The 23709-nt window shown below is 73.3% G+C and carries 20 protein-coding genes; 7 read left to right on the forward strand and 13 right to left on the reverse strand.

The features are described from left to right. Positions 1 to 148 precede the first annotated feature (148 nt). On the reverse strand, positions 149 to 583 hold the full coding sequence (locus tag AB0O01_RS12290) for a DUF3017 domain-containing protein (RefSeq protein WP_365313121.1): 435 nt from the start codon (positions 581 to 583) through the stop codon (positions 149 to 151). A gap of 121 nt (positions 584 to 704) precedes the next feature. Further along, positions 705 to 1559 carry a bifunctional methylenetetrahydrofolate dehydrogenase/methenyltetrahydrofolate cyclohydrolase gene (locus AB0O01_RS12295; protein WP_365312687.1) on the reverse strand — a complete coding sequence of 285 codons (855 nt, stop codon included), beginning with the start codon at positions 1557 to 1559 and terminating at the stop codon, positions 705 to 707. A 256-nt stretch (positions 1560 to 1815) separates the two neighbouring features. Here AB0O01_RS12295 and AB0O01_RS12300 point away from each other — a divergent pair, with 256 nt between their 5' ends. Beyond that, positions 1816 to 2346 (forward strand): hypothetical protein, encoded by a 531-nt coding sequence (locus AB0O01_RS12300; protein ID WP_365312688.1) that lies wholly within the window; start codon positions 1816 to 1818, stop codon positions 2344 to 2346. Between the two features lie 30 nt (positions 2347 to 2376). On the opposite strand, the gene AB0O01_RS12305 is transcribed toward AB0O01_RS12300, so the two are convergent. Together AB0O01_RS12305 and AB0O01_RS12310 are read right to left on the reverse strand one after the other, a co-directional pair. Then, a complete protein-coding gene (locus AB0O01_RS12305; protein ID WP_365312690.1) occupies positions 2377 to 2580 on the reverse strand; it encodes a DUF397 domain-containing protein in 204 nt (67 codons plus the stop codon). After that, on the reverse strand, positions 2549 to 3412 hold the full coding sequence (locus AB0O01_RS12310; RefSeq protein ID WP_365312691.1) for a helix-turn-helix transcriptional regulator: 864 nt from the start codon (positions 3410 to 3412) through the stop codon (positions 2549 to 2551). The genes AB0O01_RS12305 and AB0O01_RS12310 overlap by 32 nt, the downstream gene beginning before the upstream one ends. Before the next feature lie 116 nt (positions 3413 to 3528). On the opposite strand from AB0O01_RS12310, the gene AB0O01_RS12315 reads away from it, so the two are divergent. After that, positions 3529 to 3963, forward strand: coding sequence for an ATP-binding protein (locus AB0O01_RS12315; RefSeq protein WP_365312692.1), 435 nt, complete (start codon positions 3529 to 3531; stop codon positions 3961 to 3963). Here AB0O01_RS12315 and purH read toward each other — a convergent pair. Continuing rightward, complete coding sequence (gene purH / locus AB0O01_RS12320; RefSeq protein ID WP_365313123.1) at positions 3935 to 5518, reverse strand: bifunctional phosphoribosylaminoimidazolecarboxamide formyltransferase/IMP cyclohydrolase; 1584 nt, start codon at positions 5516 to 5518, stop codon at positions 3935 to 3937. The genes AB0O01_RS12315 and purH overlap by 29 nt on opposite strands. A 74-nt stretch (positions 5519 to 5592) precedes the next feature. Next, complete coding sequence (gene purN, locus AB0O01_RS12325; RefSeq protein ID WP_365312694.1) at positions 5593 to 6216, reverse strand: phosphoribosylglycinamide formyltransferase; 624 nt, start codon at positions 6214 to 6216, stop codon at positions 5593 to 5595. Positions 6217 to 6586: 370 nt separating this feature from the next. On the opposite strand from purN, the gene AB0O01_RS12330 reads away from it, so the two are divergent. Beyond that, positions 6587 to 7411, forward strand: a complete 825-nt coding sequence (locus AB0O01_RS12330) for a hypothetical protein (protein ID WP_365312696.1) — start codon at positions 6587 to 6589, stop codon at positions 7409 to 7411. 14 nt (positions 7412 to 7425) lie between these two features. Here the strand turns inward: AB0O01_RS12330 and AB0O01_RS12335 are convergent, their stop codons facing one another. Further along, entirely contained in the window at positions 7426 to 9183 is a 1758-nt protein-coding gene (locus tag AB0O01_RS12335) for a DUF6350 family protein (protein WP_365312698.1), read from the reverse strand. 96 nt (positions 9184 to 9279) lie between these two features. On the opposite strand from AB0O01_RS12335, the gene AB0O01_RS12340 reads away from it, so the two are divergent. Continuing rightward, complete coding sequence (locus AB0O01_RS12340; protein WP_365312700.1) at positions 9280 to 10521, forward strand: helix-turn-helix domain-containing protein; 1242 nt, start codon at positions 9280 to 9282, stop codon at positions 10519 to 10521. Between the two features lie 277 nt (positions 10522 to 10798). Here AB0O01_RS12340 and sucD read toward each other — a convergent pair whose 3' ends face one another. The 5 genes from sucD to AB0O01_RS12365 all read right to left on the reverse strand — a co-directional run bounded on the left by sucD (position 10799) and on the right by AB0O01_RS12365 (position 18463). Next, positions 10799 to 11683, reverse strand: coding sequence for a succinate--CoA ligase subunit alpha (gene sucD, locus AB0O01_RS12345; RefSeq protein ID WP_365312701.1), 885 nt, complete (start codon positions 11681 to 11683; stop codon positions 10799 to 10801). 27 nt (positions 11684 to 11710) lie between these two features. After that, positions 11711 to 12892 (reverse strand): ADP-forming succinate--CoA ligase subunit beta, encoded by a 1182-nt coding sequence (gene sucC, locus AB0O01_RS12350; protein ID WP_365312702.1) that lies wholly within the window; start codon positions 12890 to 12892, stop codon positions 11711 to 11713. Positions 12893 to 13258: 366 nt separating this feature from the next. Then, positions 13259 to 14476 carry a VWA domain-containing protein gene (locus AB0O01_RS12355; RefSeq protein ID WP_365313124.1) on the reverse strand — a complete coding sequence of 406 codons (1218 nt, stop codon included), beginning with the start codon at positions 14474 to 14476 and terminating at the stop codon, positions 13259 to 13261. Positions 14477 to 14571: 95 nt separating this feature from the next. After that, positions 14572 to 17112: a DUF5682 family protein gene (locus tag AB0O01_RS12360; RefSeq protein WP_365312703.1), complete on the reverse strand. Its 2541-nt coding sequence runs from the start codon at positions 17110 to 17112 to the stop codon at positions 14572 to 14574. Positions 17113 to 17272: 160 nt separating this feature from the next. Continuing rightward, positions 17273 to 18463 (reverse strand): AAA family ATPase, encoded by a 1191-nt coding sequence (locus tag AB0O01_RS12365; RefSeq protein ID WP_365312704.1) that lies wholly within the window; start codon positions 18461 to 18463, stop codon positions 17273 to 17275. A 152-nt stretch (positions 18464 to 18615) separates the two neighbouring features. Here AB0O01_RS12365 and AB0O01_RS12370 point away from each other — a divergent pair, with 152 nt between their 5' ends. Both AB0O01_RS12370 and AB0O01_RS12375 read left to right on the forward strand, forming a co-directional pair. After that, entirely contained in the window at positions 18616 to 19962 is a 1347-nt protein-coding gene (locus AB0O01_RS12370; protein ID WP_365312706.1) for an SWIM zinc finger family protein, read from the forward strand. A 52-nt stretch (positions 19963 to 20014) separates the two neighbouring features. Then, positions 20015 to 21646: a DUF5691 domain-containing protein gene (locus AB0O01_RS12375; protein WP_365312708.1), complete on the forward strand. Its 1632-nt coding sequence runs from the start codon at positions 20015 to 20017 to the stop codon at positions 21644 to 21646. Between the two features lie 127 nt (positions 21647 to 21773). Here AB0O01_RS12375 and AB0O01_RS12380 read toward each other — a convergent pair whose 3' ends face one another. Beyond that, the gene (locus tag AB0O01_RS12380) at positions 21774 to 22190 is read right to left on the reverse strand and encodes a cobalamin B12-binding domain-containing protein (protein WP_365312709.1); all 417 of its coding nucleotides are present in this window, start codon (positions 22188 to 22190) and stop codon (positions 21774 to 21776) included. Positions 22191 to 22574: 384 nt separating this feature from the next. Between AB0O01_RS12380 and AB0O01_RS12385 the strand changes: the two genes are divergently transcribed. Further along, positions 22575 to 23606, forward strand: a complete 1032-nt coding sequence (locus AB0O01_RS12385) for an alpha/beta fold hydrolase (protein WP_365312711.1) — start codon at positions 22575 to 22577, stop codon at positions 23604 to 23606. Positions 23607 to 23709 lie beyond the last annotated feature (103 nt).

Raw genomic sequence — 23709 nt, forward strand, 5'->3', positions numbered from 1 at the left:
GAATGGTCACTTCCGTGCCACAGGACCCGGACAGGACCCGGACAGCCGTTGATCGGGCCGTTCCCGGTGCGACAGCGTGGGCGCACCGGCGGTCCGTCCTTCCTCGGGGGTGGGGACGGACCGCCGCCGTCCGCGGCACGCGGGCGGGCTACTGGTCGACGGTGAAGTGCAGGGCGTCCTTGAGGAACGGGATCCTCAGCAGCGGGTCCGGCTGGGCCATCAGCGCCAGCAGCACGATCGACAGCCCCAGCACCCCGTAGGTGGCGATGTCCGTGAAGCGGGAGCGGACGGCGAGCATGCCGACGCCGGGCAGTACGAACCGCAGGACCGCGCCCGCCAGCAGCCCGGCGCCGATCAGCAGCGTGCCGACCCGGAACACGTCGAGGGCGGTCACCAGCAGACCGAGGCCGACCAGGGACAGCACCAGCAGCATCGGCCACTGGCGGGCCGGGGCGGGGGCGTCGCCGCCGGCTGCCCGGCCGCCGCCCTCGGGGCGGGCGGTGTCGCGGGTGAACAGGGGGAAGCGCCGGGTGGTCCGGCGCGGCCGGCCCTCGGCGTCCGGGGCGCTGACCGCGTCGGTCACCGCGAGATCCTCGTACGCGGCGGCGCCCTCCGGACCGGAGCCGGAACCCGGGTCGGAACCGGAACCCGGGTCAGAACCGGATCCGGCGCCGGCGTCGGCGCGCTGCTCCTCGGTCCTGCCGTCAGCCGACACTGCGCTCCGCCGCCTCGACCACGTTGACCAGCAATTGGGCCCGGGTCATCGGGCCGACCCCGCCGGGGTTCGGGGAGAGGAAACCGGCGACCTCGGCCACATCCGGGTGGACATCGCCGACGATCTTGCCCTCGGCGTTGCGCGAGACGCCCACGTCCAGGACGGCCGCGCCCGGCTTGACGTCCTCGGCGCGCACCAGGTGGGCGGAGCCCGCGGCGGCGACGATGATGTCCGCGCGCTTGAGGTGGGCGGCGAGATCGCGGGTGCCGGTGTGGCACTGGGTCACCGTGGCGTTCTCGGTGCGGCGGGTGAGGAGGAGGGGCATCGGGCGGCCGATGGTGACGCCGCGGCCGACGACCACCACCTCGGCGCCCTTGATCTCCACGCCGTAGCGGCGCAGCAGGGTGAGGATGCCGTTGGGGGTGCAGGGCAGGGGGGCGGGCTCGTTGAGGACGAGCCGGCCGAGGTTCATGGGGTGCAGGCCGTCGGCGTCCTTGTCCGGGTCCATCAGCTCCAGGATCCGGTTCTCGTCGATGCCCCGGGGCAGTGGGAGCTGCACGATGTAGCCGGTGCACTCCGGGTCGTCGTTCAGCTCCCGGACGACCGCCTCGATCTCCTCCTGGGTCGCCGTGGCGGGCAGCTCGCGCTGGAGGGAGGCGATACCGACCTCGGCGCAGTCGCGGTGCTTGCCGGCGACGTACTTGCGGCTGCCGGGGTCGTCCCCGACCAGGATCGTGCCGAGGCCGGGCGTGACGCCCTTCTCCTTCAGCGCCGCCACGCGGACGGTCAGATCGGACTTGATCGCGGCTGCGGTGGCCTTGCCATCGAGAATCTGGGCGGTCATGCGCCCCATCCTCCCGGATGACCGCCCCTTCGTTCCAATCGCCTCCGGCCGCCGATCCTCCCAAGATCGGTGATGTTGCACTTGCACAACACATCCCGCCCGCGGCTGGACAATCCAGCCAGGGCTGAAGAACGATGTGAAGACAGTGCCGCGGGCAGTACCGGGGGGACGAAACCGCTTTCTGTGACTCCTTCTCCTCCACACCGTGCCGCCGCGCGCCGTCCCCGCACCCAGTGACATCGGAGGAATCCCCGCCATGAGTTTCGGCGACCAGAACAACCCCTATGGCGCGCCCCAGGGGGGCCAGCAGCCGCCCCACCCGGGGTACGGCTACCCGCAGGCACCGCCGGTCAGCCCGTACGGGGAGGGCGTCCCCGTGCTGACCACGATGCCGGGCACGGTGAGCACCGCCCGGGTGCTGCTGTGGGTGATCGCCGGACTCCAGGCCATCGGCGTGGTGCTGTTCGCCTTCGCCGCGTTCACGGTCGACCAACTGGAGGACGACCCGGCGTTCGATGATCTCTCCGGCTACTCGACCGGCGTGCTGTGGGGCCTCATCGCACTGGCGCTGGCCTGGCTGGTGTGGGCGGCCGTACTCGCCACCAAGTTCAAGTCCGGCGGTAGCGGCGCGCGGGTGACGATCCTGGTGTTCGGCATTTTGACGGCGGTGATCGCCATCTACCCGTTCACCGTCTTCGGCATCATCCACCTCGTGCTCGGCATCCTGATAGCCGTGTTCGCGGGCAACGCCAACGGCAAGGCGTGGTTCAACCGCCCGCGGTACTGACCGGTACCGAGCCGACCGAGGGCCGCCTCGTCACGCCTGCACGGCGGAGACGAAGGCGGCCCAGGCGTTTGTGGAGACCAGGAGGGTGGGGCCGTTGGGGGTTTTGGTGTCGCGGACGGGGGTTATGCCGGGGAGGTTGGTGGCGACTTCGACGCAGTCGGCGCCGTACTCGTCGCTGAAGCTGCTCTTGCGCCAGGCCGCGCTACGCAGGTCGGCCTTCCTTGTCGGCTTCATCTCTGTAGGTCCTCGCTACTTCGTCGATCAGTGTCAGGGACGCCTCCGGTGACAGGGCGGCGGCCCGGAGCAGATCGTACGCGCGGCGGTACTGACGCACGAGAGGTGGATAGTCGATCATCTGGCCCACGAAGTTGCCGTCCGACCACACCAGTTGCGGGGCATCGGCAAAGGTCATGATCTTGGCGGTGCCGCGCCTGAGGGGGTGCCAGAAGGTCGTTTCCGGAACGATCTGGAAGATGCTCTCCGTGGAACGGATCAGGGCGGAAACGTGCTCCAACTGCTCGGCCATCACAGCGGCTGAGAGCGGCGTGTTCCGGATGACCGACTCCCGCACGATCCCCCAGTACTCAGGACGGTCGGGAAGTTCCCACAGCTTCGCACGTGCCATGCGCGCACTGATGCGCTCTTCCGCCGCCTCCGGCTTGGTGTACGGGGCTCCATGGCGGATGAGCCCGCGCATGTACGCCTCCGTCTGGAGCAGGCCGGGGATGACCTCGGGCTGCCACTCCTCCAGCGACACCGCCTCCTTCTCCAGGTCGGGCACATCCTCGAAGTTCGCGGAATGTCCCGTGCGCCGCGCCTTGGAGGCGTCTTCACACCGCCGCTCGAAAAACCCGTCCGTCCCCAATGTCTTGTCCACATGCCGGGCCAGGTCGATCGGCATCCGGCGCTCGCCGCGCTCGATCAGGCTGAGGTACGAAACCCCCCGATAGCTGCCCTCGGCCAACTGCTCCAACGTCAGCCCCGCCTGCTCCCGGCGATACCGCAACTCGGCGCCGTAAAAGCAGGGGATGTTCTCGGACGCGTCGGGGTCCTTCTTCGCGGGCACAACCATCACCACCGTTCAACAGTTGCTCGTGTCCAGCCGAAACCCCTTTCACCGTACGCGTCTTGACATCACTCTGTGAGGGATTCGTCACACCCCGCACACGGAGGCGTACTCCCATGTCCCCCCACCCACCCCCGCGATTCGTCTCCGAGCATCTCGTGCTCGATATCGTCGCCGTCCCCCGTGCCGTGCCCGAGGCTCGGCGGGTCGTCGGGGCGTATCTCGGCGACCCCTGCCCCGACGTCCTGCTCTGTCTCAGTGAGTTGCTGACCAATGTGATCCGGCATGTCGGCGAGGGCACGCCCGTGACGGTGCGGGTCTGCCCCGGGCCCAGCGGCACCACCCGACTGGAGGTCACGGACGCCGGGCCGCCCGCGCTGCTCCTGGCGCGGTATCCGCACCGGTACGACGAGTCCGGCCGGGGGCTGCTGCTGGTCGGGGTGATCGCCCGGCGCTGGGGTGTGAAGGCGCAGGCGGGCGGCAGAACCGTCTGGTGCGAACTCGTCGCCGACGAGCCGTCCGTCAGTGGAAGAAGTGCCGCGTCCCCGTGAAGTACATCGTCACGCCCGCCTTCTTCGCCGCCTCCACGACCTGGTCGTCACGGACCGAACCGCCCGGCTGGACGACCGCCCTGACCCCGGCGTCGGTGAGGATCTCCAGGCCGTCCGGGAAGGGGAAGAACGCGTCGGAGGCGGCGTAGGCGCCCCGGGCGCGCTCGGCGCCCGCCCGCTCGACGGCGAGCTTCGCGGAGTCGACCCGGTTGACCTGGCCCATGCCGACGCCGACCGAGGCACCGTCCTTGGCCAGCAGGATCGCGTTGGACTTCACCGCGCGGCACGCCTTCCAGGCGAAGGCCAGCTCACGGAGTGCGGCGGGGTCGAGGGCCTCGCCGGTCGCCAGGGTCCAGTGGGCCGGGTCGTCGCCGTCGGCCTGGAGGCGGTCGGTGACCTGGAGCAGGGCGCCGCCGTCGACGGCCTTGACCTCGACCGCGTTGGCGGGGGCGCCCGGCGCCTTGAGGACCCGGATGTTCTTCTTGCGGGCGAGGGCCTCCAGGGCGCCGTCCTCGTAGTCCGGGGCCACGATGACCTCGGTGAAGATCTCGGCGACCTGCTCCGCCATCTCCTTGCTGACCGGGCGGTTCACCGCGATCACCCCGCCGAACGCCGACAGCGGATCACTGGCGTGCGCCTTGCGGTGCGCCTCGGCGACATCCGTGCCGATCGCGATCCCGCAGGGGTTGGCGTGCTTGATGATCGCGACGCAGGGCTCGTCGTGGTCGTAGGCGGCCCGGCGGGCGGCGTCCGTGTCCGTGTAGTTGTTGTACGACATCTCCTTGCCGTGCAACTGCTCCGCGCGGGCGAGACCCCCACCCGCGGGGTCGGTGTAGAGGGCGGCTGGCTGGTGCGGGTTCTCGCCGTAGCGCAGGGTGTTCTCGCGCTCCCAGGTGGCGCCCAGGAAGTCGGGGAAGGGGGAGTCGTCGACCGGGGCGTACTCGGTCGCGAACCAGTTGGCCACCGCCACGTCGTAGGCGGCGGTGTGCTGGAACGCCTCGGCGGCCAGGCGCTTGCGGGTGGCGAGGTCGAAGCCTCCCGCGGTGGCCGCGGCGAGGACGTCCGCGTACCGGGCGGGGCTGGTGACGACCGCCACGGACGGGTGGTTCTTGGCGGCGGCGCGGACCATGGAGGGTCCGCCGATGTCGATCTGCTCCACGCACTCGTCGGGGGAGGCGCCGGAGGCGACCGTCTCGCGGAACGGGTAGAGGTTCACGACGACCAGGTCGAAGGGCTCGACGCCCAGCTCGGTGAGCTGCTCGCGGTGGGTGGCGAGACGCAGGTCGGCGAGGATGCCCGCGTGCACCTTGGGGTGCAGGGTCTTGACCCGGCCGTCCAGGCACTCGGGGAAGCCGGTCAGCTCCTCGACCTTGGTCACCGGGACCCCGGCGGCGGCGATCCGCCCGGCCGTGGAGCCGGTGGAGACGAGGGCGACGCCCGCCTCGTGCAGGCCGCGCGCCAGCTCTTCGAGGCCGGTCTTGTCGTAGACACTGATCAGCGCCCGGCGGATCGGCCGCTTGGTGCTGCTCTCGGCGGTGGCCGTCTCGGCACTCACGGTCCCGGCACTGGCGGTCCCGGCACTGGCGGTCCCGGCACTGACGGTCCCGGCACTGGCGGTCTCGTTGGCGGTCACGGGATAACTACCTTTCGTCCCTCGATGCGATAGCCGTTGCGGGCGAGCCGCCCCACGACATCGACGAGCAGCCTTCGCTCGACTTCCTTGATGCGCTCGTGCAGCGCGCTCTCGTCGTCCTCGTCCCGGATCTCGACCACGCCCTGAGCGATGATCGGGCCGGTGTCGACGCCGTCGTCGACGAAGTGGACGGTGCAGCCGGTGACCCTGGCCCCGTACGCGAGCGCGTCACGGACGCCGTGGGCGCCGGGAAAACTGGGCAGCAGCGCGGGGTGCGTATTCACGAACCGGCCGCCGAACCGGGCCAGGAACTCCTTGCCGACGATCTTCATGAACCCGGCGGACACCACCAGGTCGGGTTCGTAGGCGGCCACGGCCTCGGCGAGAGCGGCGTCCCACTCCTCGCGGGCCGGGTAGTCCTTCACCCGCCGGACGAAGGTCGGCAGCCCGGCGCGCTCGGCGCGGGCCAGTCCCTCGATGCCGGTGCGGTCGGCGCCCACGGCCACGATCTCGGCGCCGTAGCGGGCGGTGCCGGTCGCTGCGATCCCGTCGAGCAGCGCCTGGAGATTGGTACCGGATCCGGAGACCAGCACGACGAGGCGCTTGACACGCTCGACCACGGGTTCGGCCCTTTCTGATTCGGGGGGTGCGCCTGGGCGGCATGTACGTTCGTACGAATGCTTCGCGCCCTCGGATACGGGGAAGCCTACGAAGCGGCCGACCGTCAGCAACGATACCGGCACACCGGACGGCCCCCACGGGACGGGGGCGTGGCCGGAAGGTAGCGTCTGGGGGAGCCGGGTCGGGAACGTGCGTGGGGCACGAAGCGTTTCAGATGGTGACGGCCCGGTCACCGCACTGCCAGCCCCGACTGCCCGAGCCGTACCGCTCCGCTTCGATCACGCTTCGACGACGCCCCCCGACGACGTTCCGACCACGTTCCTAATTGCTCCGACCACGCCTCGACCACCAAGGGATGACGCTCACTTGATGCCGGACCGCACTCCGCGACTCCTCATGTCGACCCCGCTGCCGGAGCGGGGTGGGCGGCGCAGCGGTGTGCTGCTGCGGGAGCGCCCTTCGTCCACACCGGACACCTCGCCCGGGAACTCCGGAAGCCCCGGCAGTTCAGGGAACTCCGGTGACTCAGGGAACTCCGGGCAGGCCGACAACCCCTTCGCGCCGCCGCCCGAGGGCAGGCCCGACCAGCCGTGGCAGCCGCGCCGCCCGGAGGGGTCGGACGGGTCGTCGGGGCCTTCGGAGGACGGATCGCGCGGGGGCGAGGGCGGGCGTCCGGCCTGGGGCGGCCAGTGGAGCGACCGGCAGCCCGGCCGCTCCGGCGGCGGCTTCGGCGACCGGCCCGGTGGCCGTCCCGAGGGCCCCGGGGGCGGCGGCTCGGGTGGTCCCGGTTCCCGCTGGGACCCGACCGACCCCGCCCAGAGACGCGCGCGGTACGCGCTGCTGAGCGGGATGTGGGCGTTCTTCTTCGCCCTCTTCAGTTGGCCGTATGTGGCGCTGCTGCTCGGCGCGCTCGCCCTGTACTGGGGCATCAGCGCGCTGCACGCCAAGCCGCGCACACAGGATCCGGACAACCCCGCTCCGCAGCCGACGGGGCGTCCGCAGACCACGGCGGCGGTCAGCGGGATCGTGACGGCGTCGCTGGCGATCGTGCTGGTGGCGGCGACCTTCGTGGCCCAGCTCGTCTACCGCGACTACTACACCTGCCGCAGCGACGCCCTCACCAATGAGCAGCGGCAGTCCTGCGATCAGTTGCTGCCGGAGCAGTTGCGGGATGTGCTGGGGCAGGGGGGGTAGCACTCCGCTGGGGGCTAGTGGTCGCCGGGGGGCTCCGGGGGCTGGGGGTCGGTGGGGCTGGGGGTGGGGGTGATGGTGGCGGGGGTGGTGGCGGGGGCCGGTGGCTCCGTCCGTTCCTTCGGTTCCGGCGGCTGCTCTGCCGCTTCTTCGGCTTCTGTGGGATCGGGGGCGGCGCCGGTGTTCTCCGCGGCCTGCGCGGCATGCGCGGTCTCCGGCTTCTCCGACCTCACCGGCTTCCCCGGCTTCTCCGACCTCACCGGCTTCCCCGGCCTCGTCGGCTCCTCCGGCTTCTGCGGTTTCTTCCGGGTGGACCTGCGGGTGGTTCTGAGTCGCCAGGCCCGTACGGTCAGGGCGGTCGGGATGCCCAGGGCCGTGGTCCAGGCCAGGGCCGCCACACCGGTCTGCCACCCCAGCGGGCCGAAGTCGGCCAGCGCCGCGACGCCCAGCGGGCCGCCGGACAGGGCGGCGAGCGGGGCGAAGGCGGCGGCGCAGAGGATGGCGGCCAGCAGGGTGAGGGACATCGTGCGCCGGGCGGACCAGGGCGGCAGGGGCGGCCAGGGCGGTGCGCCGGGCTCGGAGACGGTCTCGGACCCGGCGTCCGGGACATGCACGGCCGCCGCCGCCATGAACCAGCCCAGGGTCAGCCCGGCCGCCACCGGAACCGCGGCGGCGGCCCAGGTGAAGGGCGTGCCGGGTCCTGCGGACGGTACGGCGGACAGAAGCGGGAACGGCGGCAGGAGCGGCCCGGGGGCGGAGCCGAGCGGACCGACGATCTGGCCGACACCGAGGGTGAATCCGGGACCCAGCGCGTAGGCGGCGCCCCAGACGGCGGCGTTCGGGACCAGGGCCAGACAGAGCAGGAACACCGCGAACCGCCCCGACCAGCCCTCCGTCAACTGCGCGAAGGCGGCTCCGGCGGCGGTCCCGTGCCCGACCAGCGAGACCGCGACCAGCAGCGAACCGCCGCCGACCAGTACCGCCGTACCCGCCGCCGCGGCCCGCAGCGCCTCGCCGAGGCGGTCCCGGGCCACCGGCGGCAGCAGCCTGCGGCGCACCGCCCGGGGCAGCAGCACCAGCACATCGAGCAGCGGCTCGTGCGGCCTGCCGTACGCCGTCCAGACCCCGGCACCGGCCGCCAGTACCGCGATCAGCGGGACGCAGCCGAGGACCCAGGGCCAGGAGGGGCGCAGGTCGCCGCCGTCGGCGTAGAGCGCGGCGGCGGCGCCGACGGCGAGATAGCCGAGGACGACCCCGGTCCAGGCGGTGCGCGCGGAGGCCGGGGTGTGGCCCTCGGCGGCGCGGTCGACGGCGTCCCGGGCGGCGCGGTGCAGCAGGAAGAGCGGCACGGCGAGCAGCAGCAGCGGGGTGAGGCCGACCGGGGCGGGGACGCCGGAGAGGGTGTCGGCGCGGATCAGTTCGGCGCCGTGTGCGAGCAGCCAGAGGGAGGCGGCGAGATGCAGGGCGCCGCCGGGACCGCTGTCGGGGTAGGGCGAGCTGATCCACATCATCATCACCAGGACGGCGAACGAACCGAGGCCGAGCCCGGCGGCGACCACCCCGCCGCACGCGCCCGCGACGAGCCCGGACGAGGGGCGGCGCAGCGCCCTCCTGGGGAGCCGGTGGGTGAGGTGCGCGGGCAGGGACGACAGCGCCGTCAGCCACGGCAGGGGTGGACGGCGGCCGGACGGGCGCGCGGTGCCGGGGTGGGTGCCAGCGCGTGCGTCGGCGTCGGCATCGGCGGGGCGATCGGTCATCGGGATCACGAGCGCCATGCTCCCAACGACACGCGCTTTCCCGTCGTAACAGGCGAACCTCCGATGTGTCGCCCAATATGTGTTTATGTACTTTTTCGAGCGAAGGGGCGCCCTGTGACGCAGAGCCCTGCCACTCCGCTCCCCCCGCCCAAGGAGTGCCGACGGCTGCGTGAGGCCGCCTCACTGACGCAGGCTCAGCTCGCCACCCAGGTCGGCGTCACCCGAGAGACGGTACGCGCCTGGGAGAACGGCCGGACCACTCCGCGCGGACGCAAGCGCGAGGCGTACGCGAGGCTGCTGGCCCGGTTGGCCGAGCCGGAGCGCGCCGGATCCGAGGCCGGTGCGTCGGCGGGCGCCCGGGTGACAGCACGTCAGGAGCCAGTGAGCATGCCCTCGTCCTCCGCGTCTTCTTCCGTGTCCCCCGTTTCCTCCGTGTCCCCCGTTTCCTCCGTGGCTTCCGTGGGCGTGGGTCAGGGGCCGGTGAAGCCGGCCGTCGCGCAGACGGTGACGGCGGTCGCGGAACCGGTGTCCGCCGACCCGCCGCCCCCGCCGCGCTCCGCCCTGACCCCCGGTCAGGCGTTCGACGCGCTCTACACCTACTGCGCCCCCGCCCTCGTCCGGCAGGCGTATCTGCTGTGCGGGCGGCGGGAACTGGCGCGGGAGGCGGTGGAGCGGGCGTTCCAGCAGGCGTGGGGGCGCTGGCCCGAGGTGGCGGTCGACCGGGACCCGGCGGGCTGGGTCCGGGCGGCGGCGTACGAGTACGCGCTCTCCCCCTGGCACCGGTTCCGCCCGCGCTACCGCCATCCGGAGGCCCCACCGGCGGACGCGGCGGACCGCGCGCTGCTCGGCACGCTGCTGGAAATCCCGCCCCCGCACCGCCGCACCCTGCTCCTCTACGACGGGGTGGGGCTCGGTCTCGCGGAGACGGCGGCGGAGACGGAGGCGAGCACTCCGGCGGCGGCGACCCGGTTGATGCACGCGCGCGAGTCCCTCGCCGGGCGGTTGCCGGAGCTGTCCGATCCCGGGGTGCTGCACGACCGGCTGACCCGGCTGGCCTCCACCGAGCGGCTGCGGGCGTCCCAGCCGAAGCCGGTGCGGCTGGCGGGTGAGCGGCGGGCGCGGTTCTGGACGCGGGCGGCGATCGCGTTCACGGTCGCGCTGATCGGCGCGACGGCGCTGACCCTGCGCACCGCGCCCACCCAGTACGAGCCACCGGTGGCGCCGGGGGAGACGGTACGGGGGGTGCCGCCCCGGCAGGCGCCGGGGCCGCTGTCGGACACCCAGATCGAGCTGCGCGCGAAGCTGCGGGGGGAGGCGGCGGCGGGGCCGGAGCGGTTGATTCCGGTGGCGGAGTGAGGGGGCGGGGCGGGTCCGTATGCCGCCGGGTGCGGGCCGGTGGGGGCTGATCGCGCGGTTCCTCCCCCGGAGGGGGTGCCCCCAGCGCCCCTGAAAGCCCTCGCGGCTCACGTCGCCCCGGCCCGCCTCGGCCGCAGGCAGTCGTACCGCTGGAGTGACGGGGTCCCGCGCGTGGGGGGGGCGCGGCGGCGTGGTGCTCGCACTGCTGGCCGTGATGCCGGTGGGCCCGCACCCTCGCAGGGTGCGGGCCCACCGGCGTGCGCATCGGATCCCGCGTTCAGCCCGCCAGGATCTCGCGGGCCAGCTCCGCCGTCTCGGTCGGCGTCTTGCCGACCTTGACTCCGGCCGCCTCCAGCGCCTCCTTCTTGGCCTGCGCCGTACCCGACGAACCGGACACGATCGCGCCCGCGTGGCCCATCGTCTTGCCCTCGGGCGCGGTGAAGCCCGCGACATAGCCGACGACCGGCTTCGTCACGTTCTCCTTGATGAACGCCGCCGCCCGCTCCTCCGCGTCGCCGCCGATCTCGCCGATCATCACGATCAGATCGGTGTCGGGGTCGTCCTGGAACGCGGCGAGGGCGTCGATGTGGGTGGTCCCGATGATCGGGTCACCGCCGATACCGACCGCCGTAGAGAAGCCGATGTCCCGCAGCTCGTACATCATCTGGTACGTCAGCGTGCCGGACTTCGAGACGAGCCCGATCCGGCCCGGCTTGGTGATGTCGCCGGGGATGATGCCGACGTTGGACTGGCCGACGGTGATGATGCCGGGACAGTTCGGGCCGATGATCCGGGTCTTGTCGCCCTTCTTCCCGGCGTACGCCCAGAAGGACGCCGAGTCGTGCACGGCGATGCCCTCGGTGATCACGACGGCCAGCGGGATCTCGGCGTCGATCGCCTCGACCACCGCGTCCTTGGTGAACTTCTCCGGTACGAAGATCACGGATACGTTCGCGCCGGTCTGCTCGATGGCCTCCTTGACGGTCCCGAACACGGGTACCTCGGTGCCGTCGAAGTCCACGGTCGTCCCCGCCTTGCGCGGGTTCACGCCGCCCACGACGTTGGTGCCGTCGCCCAGCATGAGCTTGGTGTGCTTCATGCCCGTGGCGCCGGTCATGCCCTGGACGATGACCTTGCTGTCCTTGTTGAGCCAGATAGCCATGGTGTGTGGTGTCCTCGTCCTGAGTGCTTACTTTGCGGCGTGGGCCAGCTCGGCGGCCTTGTCGGCCGCGCCGTCCATGGTGTCGACGCGCTGCACCAGCGGGTGGTTGGCGTCGGTGAGGATCTTGCGACCCAGCTCGGCGTTGTTGCCGTCCAGCCGGACGACCAGCGGCTTGGTGACCTCGTCACCGCGGTCCGCGAGAAGCTGGAGCGCCTGGACGATGCCGTTGGCGACCTCGTCGCACGCGGTGATGCCGCCGAAGACATTGACGAAGACGGACTTGACGTCCGGGTCGCCGAGGATGATCTCCAGACCGTTGGCCATCACCTGGGCGGAGGCACCGCCACCGATGTCCAGGAAGTTCGCCGGCTTGACGTTGCCGTGGTTCTCACCGGCGTAGGCGACGACGTCCAGGGTGGACATGACCAGCCCGGCGCCGTTGCCGATGATGCCGACCTCGCCGTCCAGCTTGACGTAGTTGAGGTTCTTCTCCTTGGCGGCGGCCTCCAGCGGGTTGGCCGCGGCCTTGTCGTGGAGTTCCTCGAAGTCGGGGTGACGGAACTCGGCGTTGTCGTCCAGCGACACCTTGCCGTCGAGCGCGAGGACCTCACCGGAGGCGACCTTGGCCAGCGGGTTCACCTCGACCAGGAGGGCGTCCTCCTTGATGAAGACGTCCCACAGCGTGACCAGGACATCGGCGACCTTGTCCGCGACCTCGGCCGGGAACTTCGCGGCGGCGACGATCTCCCGCGCCTTCTCCGGCGTCACACCGTCGATCGCGTCGATCGGGGTCTTGGCGACGGCCTCCGGACGGGTGGCGGCCACCTCCTCGATGTCCATGCCGCCCTCGACGGAGGCGATGGAGAGGAAGGTGCGGTTGGCACGGTCGAGGAGGAAGGAGACGTAGTACTCCTCGACGATCTCCGGCGCGGTCTCGGCGATCATCACCTTGTGGACCGTGTGGCCCTTGATGTCCATCCCGAGGATGTCCGTCGCGCGGGCGACGGCCTCGTCCGGGGTCGCGGCGAGCTTGACGCCACCGGCCTTCCCTCGGCCACCGACCTTCACCTGGGCCTTGACGACGGACTTGCCGCCCAGGCGCTCGGTGGCTGCGCGCGCCGCCTCAGGCGTGTCGATGACTTCACCGGCCAGCACCGGTACATCGTGCTTGGCGAAGAGGTCCCTCGCCTGGTACTCGAACAGGTCCACGCGCTTCCGTCCCTATCAGTGATCTCGCGGTTCGTTGGATGCGTGGGCGTGCCGCGAAGGGCAACGTGACGTCCGCTTGGGTCACAGGGGATGCGCACACGGTGTCCGAGGGCGCGGCATGTCCGTCTCGCAGGTTATCGCTGCTTCCGGAAGGCCCCTAAATCGAGAGTCACACCTGAGCGGTGATACCCGTCACATGATGCCGCAATCCGTGGCACGGAGTGCCATAGGGGGGTGCGGGAGGCGGCGCCGTCCGGTGCCGGCGCGGTGCCGGTGCTGCGCGGTGCCGGTGCTGTGCCCGGTGCGGTGCCGGTCCGACGCCAGTCCGGTGCCGGTGCGGTGCCGGTGCGGTGCCGTCCGGGCGGCCTATCGCTGGTGGGCCGCCGTGTCCGGTATCGGCAGCGGCCGTCTCTCGATCGCCGCGGCCATCACCTCCGGGAACAGATCCGGCGTACAGGCGAACGCCGGCGCGCCCAGCGCGGCGAGCGCCGCCGCGTGCTCCCGGTCGTACGCGGGCGCCCCCTCGTCCGACAGCGCGAGCAGCGTCACGAACTGCGCCCCCGACGCCTTCAGCGCCGCCACCCGCTTCAGCATCTCGTCCCGGATCCCGCCCTCGTACAGATCGCTGATCAGCACGACCACCGTGTCCGCGGGCCGGGTGATCCTCGACTGGCAGTACGCCAGTGCCCGGTTGATGTCCGTGCCACCGCCGAGTTGGGTGCCGAACAGCACATCCACCGGATCGTCCAACTGATCCGTCAGGTCCACCACCGCCGTGTCGAACACCACCAGCCGTGTACTGATCGACCGCATCGACGCCAGCACCGCCCCGAACACCGACGCGTACACCACCGACGCCGCCATCGACCCCGACTGGTCGACGCAGAGCACGACCTCCTTCCGCACCGACCGCGCGGCCCGCCCGTACCCCACCAGCCGCTCCGGTACCACCGTCCGGTGCTCCGGGAGGTAGTGCTTGAGGTTGGCGGCGATCGTGCGGTTCCAGTCGATGTCGTGGTGGCGGGGGCGGCTGACCCGGGCGCTGCGGTCGAGCGCCCCGGTGAGGGTGGCCCGGGTGCGGGTGGCGAGCCGTTGCTCCAGATCGTCGACGACCTTGCGCACCACCGCCCGGGCGGTCTCCTTCGTCGTCTCCGGCATCGCCTTGTTCAGCGACAGCAGCGTGCCGACCAGGTGCACGTCCGCCTCGACGGCCTCCAGCATCTCCGGCTCCAGCAGCAGCGTCGACAGCCCGAGCCGGTCGATCGCGTCCCGCTGCATCACCTGCACCACGGAGGAGGGGAAGTACGCCCGGATGTCGCCGAGCCATCGCGCGACCGCCGGCGCCGACGCCCCGAGCCCCGCCGCGCGGTCCTTCCCCGCGCGCCCCTTGTCCCCCTGCTTTCCGTAGAGCGCGGTCAGCGCCCCGTCCATCGCCGCGTCCCGCCCGCCCGGCTCGTATCCGGTGCCGTCGGCCCCCTCCCCGCCGCCGAGGACCAGCCGCCAGCGCCGCAGCCGCTCCCGCGCCGGGTCCGTTCCCGCGCCGCCGCCCGCCACCCCGCCGGGCGCGCCCGCCAGGTCCTCCATGGCCCCGGTAGCCCCGGTAGTCTCCGTGGCCTGCATGGCCTCCGTGGCCCCCGCGCCCTCCATGTCCCCCCTTTCCTCCCTGTCCTGCGTCATGGTCACGCCACCCCCATGAGTCCGGGTCCGTCGTTCGCCGTCCCCAGCAGCAGCCGCACCACCGGCGCCACCGCCCCCGCGCGGTCCGGGTCGAGGGTGTCGCCGAAGCCGGGCACCCCGGCGCCCGCGCCGACCGCCACCGCCCGCTCCCCCGGCCCGCGGCGGACCAGCTCACCGAGCGTGCGCCGCACCCCCGCCTCGTACTCCGCGAACGTCCGCCGCAGCAGCGGCAGCACATCCGTGAACGCCTCCGGCGACACCCCCGTCAGCCAGGTGTCGACCAGCCCCAGCAGCCGTTCGTCGTGCACCAGCAGCATCCCGCCCCCGGAGCCGCCCCCGACGAACCCCTCGATCCAGGCCGCGGCGTCCCCCGGTGGCGTCCCCGGCGACAGCGCCAGCCCCAGCAGCCGCGCGGCCCCGTCCTGGTCGAGCCGCCCGTCGTCCAGCAGCAGCCGCGCCGCCCGCCCCCGGATCACCCCCGGCACACTGTCCCACCCGGCCAGCACCCCCAGCACGTCCCGCCACCGCTCCCGCAGCCCGCCCGCGCCGGAGAGCCCGCCGCCCTGTCCCCGGTCCGGATCGGCCCCCGCACCGCCCGCCGCCGCCTCCCCGCCGCTCTCCCCCAGCAACCCCACCGCCCCGTGCACCGCGTCCACATGGCGCCGCATCTCCTGCGCCGCCTCCCGGTCGAGGGCCGCGCAGGCCGGGGGCAGGCCGACGAAGATCCGCTCGGCGAGCCCCGCCGCCACCCCGGCCAGCGCCCGCGTGTCCGTGCCCCGCACGTCGCCGTACCGCAGTGCCCGGACCAGCGCGGGCAGGGCCTGCGCCAGATGGCCGACATCCGCGTCGAGCGCCGCGCGGTCGGCCAGGACGCGCATCACCGCGGGGAGCGCCTCCGGCAGCCCGGCCAGCAGACAGCGCTCGGCGAGCGCCGTGACCTCGACCAGCCCCGGTGCGGCGACCGCGTCCCCCTCCGCCTTCGCGGTCGCGGCGCCGAGCACGGTCGTCCCCCACACCCCCGCCTCCGCGATCCGCACCGCCAGCTCCGGTTCCCACCGCAGCCGCCAGGTCTCCCGGAAGGTGCCCGTACCGCCCCGGGACCCGGCCGGTTCGCCCCACTCCACGCCGAGCAGCCGCAGCCGGTGCAGGAGCCTGCTGCGCCCGGCGTCGGTGTCCTTGCGCAGATCCAGCTCCATCTCCCGCTCCCGCGCCTCGGGCTTCAGCCGGAGCCTGCGCTGCGCCCGGTCCAGGTCCCGCTGCAACGGCACCGCCGGGGCCGACGCCGGAACCTCGCCCAGCACCTCGCCGACCACCAGCCGGTCCCGCACCAGCGCCAGCGGCACGTCCGAGCCCTCGCACAGCACCGCCCGCACCGCGTCGGTGGTCTCGCCGAGCCCCGGCAACGGCCGCCCCCGCATCGCCGCCAGCGCCTCGGCCAGCCGGACCGCCTCGATCACATGGGCGGACGACACCACCATGTCCTCGGCCCGCAGCAGCCCCGCCACCTTTGCCAGCCACCGCTCGACCGGCCGGTCCGGCACCTCGAACAGATGCCCGTACCATCCCGGCGACTCGATACCCGCCCCATATCCCCCGGCCCGCGCCAGCCGCCGGTACGTCCACGGCACCCAGGTCAGCTCCGCCTTGACCCTGGGCAGCCCCTTCACCAGCGCCCGGTCCGCCGCCACGGCCGCCTTCCGCGCCAGCGCCGGGACATGCCACGCCCCGCACACCACGGCCACCGCGTCACCGAACTCCCGCCGCGCCGCCCGCACCTGGAGCCGCATGTACGCCTCCCGCACGAGATCCCGCCCGGCCCCGCCGTCGCCGTACGCCTCGCGCAGGGCGCCCATGGCCTCCGCCAGCACCCGGAACGGGGCGAAGACGTCCCCGCCCACCCCCCGGTGCTCGACCACGTCCTCCCACCACCGCTCGGCGTCGTCATGACCGGCGGTCTCGGCGAGCACGGCGAGCGGGTCGATCCGGACGGCACCGGGGCCGCCGCCCCGCCCGCCGTCCTCCTCCTGCGCGCCCTCGCCGCCCGCACTCTCCTCCTCGCTCCCCCACGCCAGGGTGTGGGTCGCGGGCAGGTCGATGAAACGGGCCGGAACCCCGTGCTCCACCGCCCAGCGCAGGGCGATCCACTCCGGGGAGAACTCGGCGAACGGCCAGAACGCCGAGCGGCCGGGCTCGTCCACGGCGTGGGCGAGCAGTGCGACGGGCGGGCGCATGTCCGCGTCGGCGACCAGCGGGACCAGCGCGTCCGCCTCGGGCGGCCCCTCGATCAGCACCGCGTGGGGCCGCGCCGCCGCCAGCGCCGCCCGCACCGCGCGCGCGGACCCCGGCCCGTGATGCCGCACACCCAGCAGCAGCGGCCCGGCACCGGCAGGGGCGCCCGTACCGGCGTCGGCCTCGGCATTGGTCCCGACACCGGCGTGGGCACCCGTACCGGCGTCGGTGGTGGCAGTGGTACCGGCTCCGGCGTCGGCGCTGGTACCGGCGTCGGGCGCCGCGTGCCCGTCGGTGTCGGTGGTGGCCGTCATCCCGTCCCCCCGCCCGCTCCCCGCCCTGCCCGCCGCCCCTCCCGGCCCGCGAAGGGCCAGCCCAGGTCGTCGTCAGCGAAGGGCCACCCGAGGTCATCGTCCGAGCGCAGTCGCCGATGTCCCTGCTGTCCCTGCTGCCCCCGCCGCCGTGCTTCGCCCCTCATGCGCTGACCTCCCGGCACGCCCGGTAGAAGTCCGTCCAGCCGTCCCGCTCGCGGACCACCGCCTCCAGATACTCCTGCCAGACCACCCGGTCCGCCGCCGGATCGCGGACCACCGCCCCGAGGATGCCCGCCGCGACATCGCCCGGCCGCAGCACACCGTCCCCGAAGTGCGCGGCGAGGGCGAGACCGTTGGTCACCACGGAGATCGCCTCCGCCGTGGACAGCGTGCCGCTCGGCGACTTCACCTTCGTCCGGCCGTCGGAGGTGACCCCGTCGCGCAGTTCCCGGAAGACCGTCACCACCCGGCGGATCTCGTCGGCCCCGTCGGGTACGGCCGGCAGGTCCAGCGAGCGGCCGATCTGGTCCACCCGGCGCGAGACGATGCCGACCTCGGCCTCCACGCTCTCCGGCAGCGGCAGCACCACCGTGTTGAAGCGGCGGCGCAGCGCGCTGGACAGCTCGTTGACCCCGCGGTCGCGGTCGTTGGCGGTGGCGATGAGGTTGAAGCCGCGCACGGCCTGGACCTCGGAACCCAGCTCGGGAAGGGGCAGGGTCTTCTCCGACAGGATCGTGATCAGCGAGTCCTGGACATCGGCCGGGATCCGGGTCAGCTCCTCCACCCGGGCCGTCATGCCCAGGGCCATGGCCCGCATGACCGGACCGGGCACCAGGGCGTCCCGGCTGGGGCCGTGGGCGAGCAACTGCGCGTAGTTCCACCCGTAGCGGATCGCCTCCTCCGGGGTGCCCGCCGTGCCCTGGACGAGGAGGGTCGAGTCACCGCTGACGGCGGCAGCCAGATGCTCGGACACCCAGGTCTTGGCCGTGCCCGGCACGCCGAGCAGCAGCAGGGCGCGGTCGGTGGCCAGCGTGCTGACCGCGACCTCCACGATCCGGCGCGGGCCCACGTACTTCGGTGTGATCACCGTGCCGTCGGGCAGGGTGCCGCCGAGCAGATAGGTGGCCACGGCCCAGGGCGACAGCCGCCAGCGGGCCGGACGCGGCCGGTCGTCCTGGGCGGCGAGCGCCGCGAGTTCCCCGGCGAAGGCGTCCTCGGCGTGGGGCCGCAGCGCCTCCGCCTCCTGCTTCCCGTCCTTCTCGTGGTTCCCGTCCTTCCCGTCCTTCCCGTGCTTCTCCTGAGCGAACGCGTGCTCCCCGCTGGCCCGCGGATCGACTGGGTCCACGGACATCTCATCAACAGACACGGACATGGCTGAGGTCCCCTCCAGCTCGGCCGGTTCGGATCTGGTTCCACCATGCACCACGCCACTGACAATCGCCCTGACCTGCGAAAACGTGCTCGCGAAGGCGATTGTCAGTGGTGGGTTCTACCTTCGATGTCATGACTGAGCAGGGGGTGCGCTGGACCGCGGACCAGGTGCTGGCACTGGCACCTGACGCGGCGTCACGCAAGGCCGGGAGCAAGCTCGGCGCGGCCGGTCCGTGGACCGGGGCGGGCAGTTCGGACGAGGGGGCGGTGTGGGGAGTGTGCAAGGGCAGCGGCAGCACGCCGTATCGCACGGTGGTGGACATCGCGGATCCCGACGGGCCCGCGTACCGGTGCAGTTGCCCCAGTCGTAAGTTCCCGTGCAAGCACGCGCTGGGGCTGCTGCTGCTCTGGGCGGCCGGGGACGCCGTGGTGCCGGTGGGCCCGGTGCCGGACTGGGCGGCGCAGTGGAGGGAGGGGAGAGAAGGGAGGAGGGAGCAGGCGGCGTCCGTGCCGAGTGGTGGTGCCACCGCCGATCCGGAGGCGGCGCGGCGCCGGGCCGAGCGCCGGGCGGAGCGGGTCACCGCGGGCGCCCTGGAGCTGGAGCAACGCCTCGCCGATCTGCTGCGCGCCGGTCTGGCCACGGCGGACGGGGCGGGCTACGGGCTCTGGGAGGAGACGGCGGCCCGGATGGTCGACGCCCAGGCACCCGGGCTGGCGGCGCGGGTGCGGGAGTTGGGGGCGATACCCGCGTCCGGACCGGGCTGGCCGGTGCGACTGCTGGAGGAGTGCGCGCTGCTGCATCTCCTCGACCGCGGCTGGCTCGGCCGCGAGCGGCTCCCGGACGGCCTCGCGGCCACGGTCCGCTCCCGGATCGGCCTGCCCGCCACGCCGGTCGGCCCCCCGGTACGCGACCAGTGGCTGGTCCTGGCCCAGTACGACACCGTCGACCCGAAACTGACGACCCGCCGCATCTGGCTGTACGGCACCGGCTCGGAGCGTACGGCGCTGATCCTGTCGTACGGCGCGGCCGGCCGTTCCCCGGAGATCGCGCTGCCGGTCGGGGCCGCCCTGGACGCCGAGGTGTCCGGGTATCCCGGCGCCCACCCGCTCCGGGTCGCGCTGGGCGAGCAGTTCGCGCCGGCCGCCCCCAGCGCCGTCCGTCCGCCGGGCGGTACGACGGAGCAGGCCGCCGCGCGCTACGGGGACGCGCTGCGACGGGATCCGTGGCTGGACTCGGTCCCGGTGACGCTGGACCGGGTGGTGCCGGTCCCGGACGGCGACTCCTGGCAACTGGCCGACGCGGACGGGGACACGGCCCTGCCGCTCACCCCGGCCGCCCGCAGCCGCTCCGGCCTCTGGCGGCTGGTCGCCCTGTCGGGCGGCGCCCCCGTCAAGGTCTTCGGCGAGTGCGGCCACCAGGGCTTCCACCCGCTGACGGCCTGGCCGGAGGGGAGAGGGGAGGCCGTACGGCTCGCCTAGATACCCACACCGCCACCCACACCGCCCCAGGCCCACCCGGGAAAGGACCCAGATGCCCACCCCCACCCCTCCTCCTCCCTGGGAAGACCTCGTCACCGCGGCCCTCCTCGGCACCGACCGCCGTACGCCGCCCGGTGTGGCGCCCGGACCGGCGGCGCCGGGCGCGCTGCTGGACGCCGCCGCGCTGGAGACCGTCCGGCGGCGGGCCGGGATACGTCCCGCGCGGGCCGCGCCCCGGCCGGAACCCGCGCCCCGGGACCCCCGCCCCGCGCTACCGGTGGCCGCCGCCCACCGGCTCGCCCAGTTCCTGGCCGACCGCCCCGGCACGGCCGCCGGAAGCCGTCGCGGCGCCGCCCCGGACCTGATGGAACTGCTCCCCCAGTGGCTGGCGGCGGCCAACGACCACGGGTACGCGGCACCCCCGGAGATCCTGCCCGCGCTGCTGGACGCGGCCCGGGGACGGACGGATCTGCGCCCGGCGGCGCTGGCGTTCGCCGGGCAGCGGGCCCTGTGGCTGGCCCGGCTGAACCCGGACTGGCGGTTCGCGCTGCGGTCGACACCGGGCGGCGGGGCGGCGCTGCCCCGGCTGGACGACGGGGAGGGTGTACGGCGGCTGTGGGGGGAGGGGCTGTTCGCCGAGCGGGTCGCGCTGCTGGCGGCGCTGCGGTCCCGTGAACCGGCCGCCGCGCGCGAGCTGCTCGCCGGGAGCTGGGCGTCGGAGCGGGCCGAGGACCGGCTGATGTTCCTCGACTCGCTGCGGGTGGAACTCACGGGGACCGACGAGCCGTTCCTTGAGCAGGCGCTGGCCGACCGGAGCCGCAATGTGCGGGCGACGGCGGCGGAGCTGCTGTCGGCGCTGCCGGGTTCGGCGCTGGCGGGGCGGATGGCGGTCCGGGCGGGGTCGTGCGTGGCGCTGGACCCGCTGCGGGGCACGCCAGTGATCGTGGTCGAGGCGCCGCACGAGTGCGACGCGGGCATGGAGCGGGACGGCGTGGCACCCAAGGCGCCGAGCGGCCGGGGCGAACGGTCGTGGTGGTTCGGGCAGTTGGTGGAGGCGGCCCCGCTGACGGCCTGGTCCGCCCGGCTCGGGGGGCGTACGCCGGAGCGGATCGTGGCGCTGCCGGTGGCCGACGACTGGCGGAACGATCTGCACGCGGCCTGGTGCCGGGCAGCGGTACGGCAGGGGAACGCCGACTGGGCGAGAGCGCTGCTCGGCACCGCGTCGGCGCCGGAGTCGGGCGGGCCGGGGGCGGTGTCCCTGGCGGAGCGGGCCCGGCTGCTGGGGACGCTGGAGGCGGGCGAACGGGCGGCGTGGGTGGCCGGGTTCATCGCCGCGCACGGATTGTCCGAGGCGTTCCAGTTGCTCGGGGTGTGCGCGGTGCCGTGGTCGGGGCCGCTGGGCGGGGCGGTGGTCGACGCGCTCAACATCGCGCGGGACGCGGGGAGCTACCCGTGGAGCTTCAGCGGGGTGATGGGGCTGGCCGAGCGCTGTCTCGACCCCGCCGAGGCGGGCCGCCTGGACGGCCTGCTGGCCGCGCCGGAGGAACCGGAGGACGCGTCCCCCGGCGCCGGAGGGTACTGGGCGGAGGCGTTCCAGCGCCTGGTCACGACCCTGCGGCTGCGGGCGGCCATGGCGGAGGAGCTGGCGGGGAGGGCGGATGGCCGGGGGCATGCGGGTGGTTAGCGGCACGCGGATGGCGAGAGGCAGGCAGACGGCGAGGGGACACGCAGACGGCTACGGCCGGGGCCACGCAGATGGCCAGGGACATTTGGTCAGGGACATGAGGGCCGCCCCCGGTGCCCGCCCGCCCTCAGGGCGCCGCCGCCTGCCCCACGTTCTCCCGCACCCACTCCACGATGGATGTCGTCGTCGCCCCCGGTGTGAAGATCGCGGCGACGCCCTTCGCCGTCAGTTCCGGGATGTCCTCCTCGGGGATGATCCCGCCGCCGAAGACCAGGATGTCCGCCGCGTCGCGCTCCTTGAGCAGGTCGATCACGGCGGCGAAGAGCGTGTTGTGGGCACCGGAGAGGATGGACAGACCGATGGCGTCGGCGTCCTCCTGGATCGCGGTGTCGACGACCTGCTCGGGCGTCTGGTGGAGCCCGGTGTAGATGACCTCCATACCGGCGTCGCGCAGCGCCCTCGCGATCACCTTGGCGCCCCGGTCGTGCCCGTCGAGCCCCGGCTTGGCCACCACCACGCGGATCGGACCGGCTGCCACACCCATCACTGCCTCCCTGAAGCGACGTCATCCATGCCTGCCCCGCACTACACATATGCCGCACTTCCCGGCGATATCACACCTGCGCTCCGCACGCCTCCCGAGCGGAGCCGCAGCCGGCAGTTTCACGGCCGGGGGCGAGGGGGACATCACACAATGGGACCTATTCACAGCGCGTCGCCCCCAACGCTCCGCGGTCGACAGGTCCGGCAGGTCAGGCGCACCGCAAGCGTCCGCGGTTCAGGGATCGCGGAAGGGACCGCACGCACCGGGAGCCGCCACGAGGTCGCCGTACCACCACGCCGCACACCGGTCGCCTCGTACCGCAGTCTCCCACGAGGGCCCCCGAGGGACAGAGACGTCCCCGGGTGTGCCGACGGGAGGTCGGGCATGAAGGTCACCAGCGTGCTGCTGCCCTTTCGCACCTTTCAAACCCTCGAAAGCCTTGAAACCCTCAGAGCCTTTCAAACCGTTCAGACTCTTCAACCGCTGTGCCGGAGTCTGCTCCCGGACCGACTGGCCGGAGTCTCCATGACTCTGTTGAAAGCGACCGCGCTGGACCTCGCGATTCTCGCGGGGCATCTGCTGCTCTACCCGTCCGGCATCGTCCAGGAGCGCCGCCCCACGACTCCGGCCGCCCCGCGCGGCGCCCCGGGAAGCATCCCGGCCCCGACCCCGATCCCCACCACCACCAGCATCACCGGCACCACCGGCACCAGCACCCCCACCGGCGACCACACCCCCGCCCCCACCCGGCTGCCCACCGCCCCCAGACCCCCGGTGATCCTGCTGCACGGCTTCATCGACAACCGGTCGGTCTTCGTCCTGCTGCGCCGCTATCTGACCCAGCACGGCCGCCGGCAGGTGGTCTCGCTCAACTACTCCCCGCTGACCGGCGACATCCGCGCCGCCGCCGAGCTGCTCGGCCGGCACATCGAGGCCCTGTGCGAGCGGACGGGCAGCGATCAGGTGGACATCGTCGGGCACAGCCTGGGCGGCCTGATCGCGCGCTACTACGCCCAGCGGCTCGGCGGTGACCTGCGGGTCCGCACCCTGGTCACGCTCGGCACCCCGCACTCGGGGACGCGGGTGGTGCCGCTGGCCGACGCGCACCCGATCGTGCGCCAGATGCGCCCGGGTTCCGAGGTCATCGAGGAGCTGGCGTTCCCGGCGCCCGGCTGCCGCACCCGGTTCGTGAGCTTCTGGAGCGATCTGGACCATCTGATGGACCCGCTGGAGACGGCCCGCGTCGACCACCCCGATCTGCTGGCGGACAACGTCCGGGTGAGCGGGATCGGCCATCTCGCGCTGCCGGTGCACCCGGCGGTGGCGCACCGGATCCGCCAGGCCCTCGACAGCCCGCCGCCCGGGACCGGGACCGGCGCGCACGCCGGGGCGAGCGGCGGACTCACGGTGGCCTGAACCACCCCCGGGTCACCGCGCCACCCTGTATGCGAGCCGCCCGCCGCTGACCGACGGTGATCTCCCGACTCGCCCGCGTGACCAGCGCAAAGGGTGGGACGGG

The sequence above is a fragment of the Streptomyces sp. NPDC093252 genome (genome assembly GCF_040683675.1).
Lineage (GTDB): Bacteria > Actinomycetota > Actinomycetes > Streptomycetales > Streptomycetaceae > Streptomyces.